General features: G+C 56.2%; 6 protein-coding genes and 1 pseudogene. 3 read left to right on the top strand and 4 right to left on the bottom strand.

Features of this window, described 5'->3' with window-relative positions:
- Positions 1–124: pseudogene (locus ACK4HN_RS09510) on the top strand (photosystem II q(b) protein); the annotation flags it as partial.
- A gap of 73 nt (positions 125–197) precedes the next feature.
- Here ACK4HN_RS09510 and ACK4HN_RS09505 read toward each other — a convergent pair.
- Positions 198–1,388 (bottom strand): Coenzyme F420 hydrogenase/dehydrogenase, beta subunit C-terminal domain, encoded by a 1,191-nt coding sequence (locus tag ACK4HN_RS09505; RefSeq protein WP_409869384.1) that lies wholly within the window; start codon positions 1,386–1,388, stop codon positions 198–200.
- Positions 1,389–1,394: 6 nt separating this feature from the next.
- On the bottom strand, positions 1,395–3,593 hold the full coding sequence (locus ACK4HN_RS09500; protein ID WP_409869383.1) for a phosphoketolase: 2,199 nt from the start codon (positions 3,591–3,593) through the stop codon (positions 1,395–1,397).
- A gap of 156 nt (positions 3,594–3,749) precedes the next feature.
- On the opposite strand from ACK4HN_RS09500, the gene ACK4HN_RS09495 reads away from it, so the two are divergent.
- Complete coding sequence (locus ACK4HN_RS09495; RefSeq protein ID WP_409869382.1) at positions 3,750–5,075, top strand: cobyrinate a,c-diamide synthase; 1,326 nt, start codon at positions 3,750–3,752, stop codon at positions 5,073–5,075.
- A 49-nt stretch (positions 5,076–5,124) separates the two neighbouring features.
- On the top strand, positions 5,125–6,279 hold the full coding sequence (locus ACK4HN_RS09490; RefSeq protein WP_409869381.1) for a peptidoglycan DD-metalloendopeptidase family protein: 1,155 nt from the start codon (positions 5,125–5,127) through the stop codon (positions 6,277–6,279).
- Here ACK4HN_RS09490 and ACK4HN_RS09485 read toward each other — a convergent pair.
- Both ACK4HN_RS09485 and secA read right to left on the bottom strand, forming a co-directional pair.
- Complete coding sequence (locus ACK4HN_RS09485; RefSeq protein WP_409869380.1) at positions 6,276–8,003, bottom strand: phosphodiester glycosidase family protein; 1,728 nt, start codon at positions 8,001–8,003, stop codon at positions 6,276–6,278. The genes ACK4HN_RS09490 and ACK4HN_RS09485 overlap by 4 nt on opposite strands.
- Before the next feature lie 83 nt (positions 8,004–8,086).
- A complete protein-coding gene (secA, locus tag ACK4HN_RS09480) occupies positions 8,087–10,876 on the bottom strand; it encodes a preprotein translocase subunit SecA (protein WP_409869379.1) in 2,790 nt (929 codons plus the stop codon).
- Positions 10,877–10,893 lie beyond the last annotated feature (17 nt).

Below are 10,893 nucleotides of genomic sequence, written 5' to 3'. Positions count from 1 at the left end.
CATCAACCGTGCCAACTTGGGGATGGAAGTGATGCACGAGCGCAATGCTCACAACTTCCCCCTTGACTTGGCGAGCGGTGAATCTGCGCCTGTGGCGATGATTGCCCCAAGCATTGAAGCCTAAACAGGTCGCTCCTAAACCTCTCTAGTGATAAGTCCAAATATGGCTCCCCACAGGGGGGCTTTTTTTGTTGTAATTATTGGGCAGGGAGTTGATACTGATCCACAATTTTTTTGGCAAAGGCGGGCACGTGAGTGGCCAGTTTTTGGGGATAGTTGCGCCGCACATAGAGATAGTTTCGGGTAAAGTGGGAGTCAATGGAAAAGCGGGCGTATTCAAGACCTTTGGGGCCAATGCGCTCAATCACTAAACCCACCAGTTTCGCTGCCCACATAGGGAGCGTCACACCTTTATCGTAGGCGGGAATGCTTTGTTGCACGGCAGGGTGGCGATCGCCCGCACTGGTGACTGGCTGTGTTTCCAATTGATCCCACACCAAATCGAGCATTTCTTGGCCCCGCTCATTGCGCACCACTAGCCACTGCCAGCCAAAGGGGGCACCCATATAGCCCACCACTAAATCGGCAAGGCCGTTCACGTAGTCAAAGCAACTCATGCAGGAAGGGGCAAAAATGTCCTTCAGTTGATTGGTTTTTAGACCAAAGAAGGGCACTGTTTCGGTGGAGCCATCGCTATGTTTGAAATGCACCCGAAAATCCTGCATGAACTCGTAGTGGATTACAGTTTCGGGCGATCGGCTGGTGGTTTCAAGGAATTTTTGCAGACCGGCACGGGTAACATTGTCCACGCAGGGTGTGCCCAGCACATAGAGCTTCTCAAGACTCAGTTTGTCCTGTACCGCTCGCAGAGCTTGAATTTGACAGCCGACACCAATCACCAACAGCCGTTTGAGGCCGGACTGCTCCACCTGTTCCAGTACCGAAAGATTGGGCGAGAGGGTGGGTTTATTCACACGCGCAGCAAGAATCTCCTCACGGCTGCGGGCAATCACGGGCTTGGGGGTAAAGCGATCGCGCTCACTATTTTGAACACAGACAACGCCCTCCACTCGTCCCGAGTCTAACAGGGCAATGGCAATGCTGCTGACAATTCCCGTCCACTGCGCCCCCGCAATTGGTTCGGTTTTGCGAGCCGCCATCATTTGCTGGTGAACGCCAAAGTAGCACTCATCCCAATTGTCAAGATCGCGGGCACGGCCATGGGTTTGCTGCTCAAGGGTGTCAAACTGCTGATTGAGGAAGGCACAGGCCTCCTTGACGTAGTGGATATAGTAGGTGTCGCAGAGGCCACACTCACTGCACAGCGCTTTAGCGGGGCGGGGGCTACTGGGCTTGAGGGCACGGGCTTTGTGATGGGCAGCAGTCATGGGCAATTACTTCAGCAGTGAACGGGCGCGATCGCAAATTGCTTCGGGAGTGAGACCATTGTAGGCCATGAGTTCAGCGGGGCTAGCTGTGGTTTCTCCCCGTTGCCAAGCCAAGACATCGCGAGGACAGGTAGCGCGCAGGAGAATTGGCTCCAGCAGAGCCGCTGCTCCTCCCGTCACCCCCAACAGGGCATCACCGCCAAAAAGCCGCTGAAAGGTGGTCTCATCGGCAAAGCCGCCATCGGGTTCAGCACAGGTATGCCAAGCCACATCGCTGGGGCGATATAGCCGCCGCGGATTAATCACCGAGACAATGCGTACCCGATAGCCCAGCTCCTCCAACTGGGGCAGAGCACTATAGACGGGTTGCAAAATCATGTCCCCAACTACTGCCAGCACCACTGTGCCCTTACCAGTGGCAGACTCGTAGAGGGTGACTGCACCCTCATCAAGGGCCTGTTCAGTTTGGGTAAAGGTGGTGCGCACCGGTAGGGGAGTTTTACTGGCAAAGATGGCAATTCCCTTGTTTTGAGCCGTCAGTGCCCAGCGGTAGCAGACTTGAATACTGTTAGCATCAGGGGGAAAGAGGGCAAAGACATTCCCATTACGCAATAGGGCAGCATAGTAGGCTTCAATTTCCGGCCGTTGGTGCGTCCAACCATTGCGCCCCTGCTCTAGCGCCCCAGCAGTAAAGAGGGTTACCGTACTAGGGGTTGGGCGCCGCAATTCTGCCATGGCTTGGGTGACTGTTTGCCAAATGGGAAGGCCGTTAATGGCAAAGGATTCGTAGGAGCACCAAAGGCTGCGGCTCCCCATCAAACACAACCCTGCCGCTAGACCCGCACAGGCATCCTCGCTCAGGGGTTCATAGACTTGGCCATTGGGGACTTGGTTGTAGAGGGGATCCGTCGTCGGGTGAATAATCTTCAGGGCTTGGTTGATGTTGCCAATTCCAGAGGCCTCATTGCCATCGGCATTCGTAACGAGGTAGTGGCGATCGCGCTGCCCCACTGCAGCCACCATCCGCCCCATGGCTGTTGTTGCAACCTTGTTTTCTCCCAATTCATAGGCTTCAAGGGCAATCTCACCGAGGGGGGGTAAGTCTAACACTTGTTCAGTAACCACCACCTCCGCCGCTGGACCACCGGCCGCAGCAACACAGTTTTGGCGCACCAGTTCCCAAGCCGCTGGGGATAAGGCACGGGCTTTCAGGGCATTGACAATATCAGGGTTGTCGAGGGTGTGCTGGGCATAGAGGTTGTGGGATTTTGCCCCCTTGGCATGAACGCCAGCACCCTTCAGTTGCTTGAGGATAAAGACGGTTAGCTTGCCAGAGAGGGCCGATCGCACCGCTTCTTGAACCCCCTTGAGCACCGCTTGCATGAAGGCCAATCGCTGGCCAAAGGAAAAGAGCGTGCTGTCAACGTAATCCCCCTCTTGGCCACTGTCGTCAAAGTCCTTGGCATCCACCAGCACCACTTCTTGGAAGCCATTGCCGTGCCAGTAGGCCATCATAGCCTCATTGTTTTTAGTGGAAACCATGCTGTGGTGCTCTTGGCTAAAGCCATTCCACACAAGAACGGGCAGAAAGTTAGTGACCTCTGGAAAAGCGGTGTGGAAGTGGGCCATACTGCTCATGACGTAGGGTTCCCCAAGGCCGCCATCGCCTAAGGTAAAGGGAAAGAGGGTTTGACGGTGTAACCACGCCGCCGCCATGGCAAAGTGCTGTCCCTGTCCGAGGGGGCCGGCGGGTGCCAGAATTCCCGGAATATAGCCAGAGAGGTGACCCAAAAGGCCATGTTTTTCGCGGAAGCGATCGCGCAGGTCTTGAACGGTATAAATGCCCATCTTTTCCAAAGACCGATCCAAAAACAGGGCGGCGTAGAAACCAGGGGCATGGTGACCGACTTCAGTGATGATATTCTTGTGCCCGAGCATCACGAGAGCGGCATAGGCTTCCGCTTGGCTAGCAAATCCACCGGGGTGACCAGAGGCTTTACTGCCGGTCATCTGTAAAATCAAATAGCGCAGGGCATCGGCATAAAGGAGCGTTTGATAGGCGGCCTCAGGAGCATCGAGATCGGGGAGGGCGCTCTGTTGGGCATTGAGCAGGGGAGTTTGACCATAGCGATCCCAGTCTGGCCAATCCTTGCCAAAATACTGGATTCCTTCACAGAAACTGGGGATCGAAGTTACCGCTGTCATAGACCCTGACCCAACTGTTGATTGCACACTTAGTCTCCTATCTTACAGGGGTGGGGGCGTGCCCACGGCCAAGGGGGAGAGGGAATCTCCCCAAAATGCAGAGATGGCAATGGGTTGTGGCTATGGATTGATTTTTCTTGGGGAACGAGATTAACAATGGTGTTGGTGATAGCCGGCGATCGCAGTGGTGTCGGCAAAACAACAGTTGCTTTGGCCTTGAATGCAGCCTTAACGGCACGGGGGCAGCGGGTTCAAACGTTTAAGGTGGGTCCCGACTACATTGATCCGCTGTTTCACACCAGCATTAGTGGTCGCCCCTGCCGTAACCTCGATGCTGTACTCACCAGTGCTGACTACATCCGTACCTGCGTCGGCTACCACAGTCAGGGGATGGATGCGGTCTTGATTGAGGGGGTGATGGGGCTATTTGATGGCCAGGGGGGAAGCCATGAGGGCAGTACGGCACACATTGCCCAACTTTTGCAAGCTCCCATCCTCCTAGTTTTGGATGTGCAAAAACAGGCGGCTTCGGTGGCGGCGTTGGTTTATGGCTTTTGCCACTATCATTCCCCCCTCCAGATTGCCGGCGTGGTCTTAAATCGAGTGGGGAGCGATCGCCATCGGCAAATCTTAGAAGCTGCCCTTGCCCCCCTTGAGGTGCCCATTCTCGGCATCCTCTATCGCGATCAGACTTTGAGCCTCCCCAGTCGCCACCTCGGCTTAGTGCCGCCCCAAGAATCAGTGGAATTTCAACACCTTCGCGATCGCCTTGCCCATTTAGGAAACACCTGTTTCGACTGGGAGCGCCTCACACCACTCCTTGCTCCCGCTGCCCTTCCCACAGCCCCGCCGTTTGCCGTTTCCCCTCTGCCCCCCGTCACCCTTGGCATTGCCCAAGATGCCGCCTTCCTTTTCTACTACGCCGACACCCTTGATCTGCTGCAAGCCTTGGGAGCGACGTTAATTCCAGTGTCCCCCCTACGCGATACCCATCTGGCCCCAAATCTTCAGGGCTTGATCTTGGGGGGAGGCTTTCCGGAGGTGTTTGCTCCAGAACTAGCGGCGAATCACTCGTTCCTAGAATCCCTGCGGCAGGCCATGCAAGGGGGCTTAGCCCTCTATGCCGAGTGTGGTGGCCTCATGTACCTCAGCCGCGGCATCCAAACCCTAGAGGGAAACTACTATCCTTTGGTGGGATATCTGCCGACTGTAGCTCACATGGGGCGGACACTGACCTTGGGCTACCGCCAAGCCACCGCTTTGCAAACAACGGCGTGCCTCCTTGCGGGCGAGACCGTGCAAGGCCATGAATTTCACTATTCTTACTTAAGTGCGCCGCCAGCAATGCCCCTGTGGCAATTGGACGGTCAACCGGAGGGCTGGGGTAATTCTCGACTGCACGCCAGTTATCTCCATCTCCATTGGGGCGGCCATCCGCAGTGGGCGATGCGCTTTCTCCAGCAGGCAGCAAAGGTTGGATAATGCCACTCATGGCGGCGTAATTCTTCAAGGTGTCTGTTGGGGGTAGTCAATGCCAAAGCAATACCGTTACGCCCTCTACCTTGGCCTTGGGCTGCTGGTGATGCTAGGGGTGACTTTGGCGGCTTGGGCAACAGCGCCCTCCCAAAACCTAGAGTATTGGCAGCGGGTGATCCAAGAACACCAACAGCACCAGCAGGCAGTGGGTCAGCAGCGGCAGCAACTAGAACGCCTTGAGGCGGCGGCCAGCGATCGCCTTGAGAGCTTGGAAAACAATGTGGACACGACCACCCAGCAGTTAATGGCAGCCAGCGATCGCCTACAGGCAGCGGAAAACCTGCTCAAGGAACTCAAGGCGCAGCAACAAACCCTCAGCCAGCGCTACAAAGCCAGTGTGGCTGTGATGAGCGATCGCCTGCGGCGGCTACAACGCTACCGTGAGATTCCCCAGTGGGCGATGATCTTCGAGGCAGAAACCCTCAACGATTGGCTGGAGCAGCAGGGGCGCCTGCGCCAAGTCTATGAGCGCGATCGCCAGCACTTGGCCGCCTTGGTTCGCGATCGCGAGCGGCTGCAGCGGCAGGAGCGGCAAATTCAAGTGCAACAGCGCTTCATTCAAGCCCTACGCCAACAACTGCAACAGCAACAGGCCATCTATGAGCGCGAAGCCGCTCATCAACGTCAACTCATTGCCCGCCTCAGGAGCGATCGCCAAGCCCTTGCCTCCATCGAAGCCCAACTTGCCCGTGATAGTGCTGCCATTCAGCAACTCATTAGCCAACGCCTCGGCTACATTCCCAGGGGCACCCCACCCCTTCCCCGCAGTGGCCGTCTTGCTTACCCCATTCAAGCCCCCATAACCAGTCCTTTTGGTTGGCGGATTCACCCAATTTTAGGCACGCAGCGATTCCATGCTGGTGTGGACTTTGGCGCTGATTTTGGCACCCCCATCTTTGCTGCTGAAGCGGGCACCGTGATCTTTGCCGACTGGTCAGGGGGCTACGGCCAAACGGTGATTCTGGATCATGGCGGCGGCATGACCACCCTCTATGCCCATGCGCAGCGACTCCTTGTACGGGAAGGAGAATTGGTACAGCAGGGGCAGCCCATCGCTGAGGTTGGGTCTACGGGACTCTCCACTGGACCCCACCTCCACTTTGAAGTGCGCCTCAATGGCGAACCCAGCGATCCCTTGGCCTATCTCTAGGGGGTTGGCTGCCAAAAGACACCAATGGCATTATTGACCCGTGTTGTTGTCACCGAATGGCGATCCACCAAGACCCCACCAATATACAGGGCGGTTGAACTGCCACCATCCAAATTCACAGCATTGATCAAGCCCAACTGGCGGAGAATTTGTGCCCATTCTGCAAGGGTAGGCCCCATGCCGCCAACACGGTTGTGGGTAGTGACCCAGACAATGCTGCCATCACGGCGATTGCCCATGGCACTGCGGGGGGCTGCCTGCGCATCCAACCCCCTACCAAATTGTTCCAGTGCCGCATTCAAAACCACTCGTCCCTGCTCCACCAGTAGGGGACCGGCACCAACAATATTGGGAATGCTATTAAAGGCAGCGGGCATAGCCATAGTTTCCAGTTCCACTGACGCTCCCGTGGGGAAGTTTGCCAAGACGGAATTAAAGTTACGCGCCACGAGTAGGAAACCATCCGGGGGAATAGGAACCGCTTGATTGTTATTGATGGGTTCCTGCGCCACCACCTGCTGATTGCGCACTGTAATTACTACTTCGCTACCCGTTTTGCCTTGGTAACTGGCGCCCCAACGGGGAGTATAGAGGGCAAGACCGCCTTGGACATAGCCAGAATTGAACGTGACAATGGGCACCGTAGCGGTGGGCGTCTTCACCCGCTGTTGCAAACTAAGGCGACCAACAACGATTTGACCGCGATCGTCCCAGCCAATAGCACCGCGATTGAGAATGGGGCCGGCAAGCCAGTTGCCCTCACTGCGAATTGCCCCCAGAGGCGCTTGGCGATCGCGATTAAAGAAGCCGGCATTGATTGCCGCCGCTGCCCCCCATGTTTGAGCTAGCTCAGGGAGAGTGGCCAGTCCTACTACGGTGGTTGGCTGAGGGGTCAAGGGGCGCAGACGCAGCCCGGACTGTTGGGGGTTGATGATGAGCAGATCCACAGGGAACTGGTGATTGCCGAGGGTAACAGTTTGCTGTTGCCAACGCAGTCCCGGTGCCCATTGAATTGTGCGGGGTGGCGGTGCATCCCTACGAAAATCAATCACCAGACGGGGTGGGTTGAGCAGCATCGAGGCCACGGGGCGAGCGGTGCCGGGAATTTGTGTTTCCAGAACCGTGCGATTGGGGGTAGCCGTAGTTTTAACGTTGGGAATGGTGGCCAACTGGCTGCTGGCTTCAATGGTTAGGCTCAGATCGCGAGGAGTAAGACCCGTGCGGCTAAAGGTGAGCCGATTGATTTGCCAAGGGGTGGGGCGGTCCAATTCAAAGACCCAGCGATCGCCCCAAGGTTGTCGTCCCTGCCGCCAACTGAGAATCCGTGCCGGAGGGGTACTGATCTGGAGCGTATTGCCTTGGGGTTGCACCTGCCACTGATATTGCTCAATCCACGCTGTAATGTCTAGGTAGCGGTACATACCGTTAGGGCTAAAGCGCACTGCCAAGGGGCTAAATTGCGGCTGAAACCACGCCACTGGCTGCTGAAAAGGATCCGTAGTATCCCCCAAGAGAATGCCGAAGCGATTGGCAAGACCCCCATCACTAATGCCAGTGCGCACTCGATTTTGGTTATCACGCCACTGCTGCCAAGCCACGGGATAGTCGCGGCCATTTAGGTTCAGGCGATCGCCCTCTAGCACCTGCCCCAGAGCAATACTTGTGCTGGCGATCGCAGCAATAATCCCCCCTCCCCAGGCCCGATAAACCAATCCTGCAGACACGCTCAACCCTCTACACCCATACTGAGACTAGTCAGTATAGATGCCCTTCTCCCCCTCAAGGTTGCCCCAGCAACCCACCTCAGCTAGGTCTGATCGGAAGGGGAGGAAACCTCCTCTGGCGGCGGTGCCACTTGCGGCTGAAACTGAAAGAGGGAATACACCACATTGCGGCGGATGGCCACCATCATGTCCAGAAATAGTTCATAGCCCTCCCGCTTGTACTCAATGAGGGGGTCCTCTTGGCCATAACCACGCAAGCCCACCGACTCCCGCAGGGCATCCATCTGTTGCAGGTGTTCCCGCCACAGCAGGTCAATTTGCTGCAGGATAAAGAATCGCTCCGCCTGCCGCATCAAGCCGGGTTGGATGCGCTCAATTTCTGCTTCCTTTTGCTCGTAGGCCGTGCGCACTTGCTCATGCAAAAAGGCCTGCATCTCCGGTACGCTGAGGTGCGCCAGGTGCTCAGGGCGCAGATCCGCAAGCAAATAGACAAATTCCTGCACCTTAGCCACCAAGCCCTCTAAATCCCACTCTTCTGGCGGCAGATCCGGATTGACATAGGCGGCAATAATGTCATCCATGGTTTTTTCGGCGTACTCCAGCACCCGATCCTTGAGGTCTTCCCCTTCCAGCACCCGTCGCCGCTCCGCATAGATAGCCCGCCGCTGGTTATTCATCACCTCGTCGTACTCAAAGACCTGCTTGCGGATGTCGTAGTAGTAGGTTTCCACCTTGCGCTGCGCATTTTCCAAGCTGCGGGTGAGGAGTTTGGATTCAATGGGCATGTCCTCATCAACGCGCAGAGCATTCATGATGCTGGCCACGCGATCGCCCCCAAAAATACGCAGCAGGTTATCCTCTAGGCTCAGGAAAAAGCGCGTTGATCCGGGGTCGCCTTGGCGTCCTGCCCGTCCTCGCAACTGGTTATCAATCCGCCGCGATTCATGGCGTTCGGTACCAATCACGTGCAAGCCACCGAGGGCTACCACCTCTTCGTGTTCTTTTTTGGTGACCACCTCGTATTCTTCGCGGATGCGGTTAAAGGCATCCCGCAGGGCTTGAATCACGGGGTCTTGGGTCGGGGCTTTCTCCGAGGCGATCGCCAGCATATCCTCCGCCTGCAACTCCGGCAGACTGCGCTCACCATAGGTCTTGACTGCTAAATCCACCGCCTGGCGCAGCAACTTTTCTGCCTCCTGACTAATTTCACAGGGAAAGAGTCCCGGTGAAGCCTTCCAGTTTTTCTGCGCCGCCTGACTAAAGCCTTGGCCACCGCCGCGATCCATTTTCAGCCCCAACAGCATCATCGGGTCATCACTGGGGGGCATGACAATGCGAGGCATAAAGTATTCCCGCACCTTGAGGCGTGCCATATAGTCGGCATTCCCCCCTAGGATAATGTCGGTACCGCGACCTGCCATGTTGGTTGAGATGGTTACCGCCCCCTTGCGCCCTGCTTGGGCAATGATCTCCGACTCCCGCTCCACATTTTCGGGTTTAGCATTCAGCAGGTTATGGGGAATTTCCAACTCCCGCAGCAGTTGCGACAATAGCTCCGACTTTTCTACACTCGTAGTCCCCACTAGCACTGGCCGTCCTGTAGCGTGAACCTCCGCACATTCAGAGGCCACGGCCAGCCATTTACCCCGCTCCGTTTTATAGACCACATCGGGAAAATCTCGCCGTTGACTGGGGCGATTGGTGGGCACCACCGTCACTTCTAGTTTGTAGATTTTCTCGAATTCCGCCTCTTCCGTCTTGGCCGTCCCCGTCATCCCCGCCAACTTTGGATAGAGCAAAAAGAGATTTTGGTAGGTAATCGTGGCGAGGGTTTGGGACTCATTTTGAATCTCTAGGCCTTCCTTGGCTTCGATCGCCTGATGCAGGCCATCACTCCAGCGGCGACCCACCATGACTCGCCCGGTGAATTCATCCACAATCACCACTTCACCATTGCGGACGATGTAGTTCACATCCCGCTGGAAGAGTTCCTTGGCCTTGATGGCATTGAAGATATAGTGTGCCCAAGGGTCTTGGGGATCATAGAGATCGCTGACCCCTAGCAACTTCTCTGCCTCGATAAACCCCTCATCGGTCATGAGTACGTTGCGAGCTTTTTCATCCACCTCGTAGTGCTCGTCCTTTTTCAGGAGACGGGCGACCTCAGCGGCCTTGAGGTACTTCTCGGTGGGACGCTCCACTTGACCGGAAATAATCAGCGGCGTGCGGGCTTCGTCAATCAGTACCGAATCCACCTCGTCAATGATGCAGTAATTGAAGGGACGCTGCACCACTTCGGCCATGGACGTGGCCATATTGTCCCGCAGGTAGTCAAAGCCAATTTCGCTATTGGTGGCATAGGTGATATCGCAGGCATAGCTTTTCTGCCGCTCTTGGGGCGCCATTTGCTGCTGAATCAGCCCGACCGTTAGACCCAAAAAGCGATGTACCTGCCCCATCCATTCCGCATCCCGCCGTGCCAGATAGTCGTTGACCGTAACAATGTGCACCCCTTTGCCCGTTAGGGCATTCAAGTAAGCCGGCAGCGTAGCCACGAGGGTTTTCCCTTCCCCCGTTTTCATTTCGGCAATCTGACCCTCGTGGAGAATCATGCCACCGATGAGCTGGACATCAAAGTGGCGCATCCCCAGTACCCGTCGTGAGGCTTCGCGCACCACGGCAAAGGCCTCTGGCAGCAGGTCATCGAGGGTCTCACCATTGTCGAGTCGCTGCCGAAACTCAGCCGTTTTCCCCTGTAGCTCACTATCGCTTAGTTGCTGAATTTGCTCCTCCAGCAGGTTGATCTCCACCACAAGGGGTTGATACTTTTTAATTTTGCGCTGATTGGGATCGCCAAATAGGGCTTTCAGCATGCGACGGGTACCATGGA

This window comes from Thermosynechococcus sp., assembly GCF_046299655.1.
In the GTDB taxonomy this organism is placed as follows: Bacteria; Cyanobacteriota; Cyanobacteriia; order Thermosynechococcales; family Thermosynechococcaceae; genus Thermosynechococcus.
This window is presented reverse-complemented; position numbering and strand designations above follow the sequence as displayed.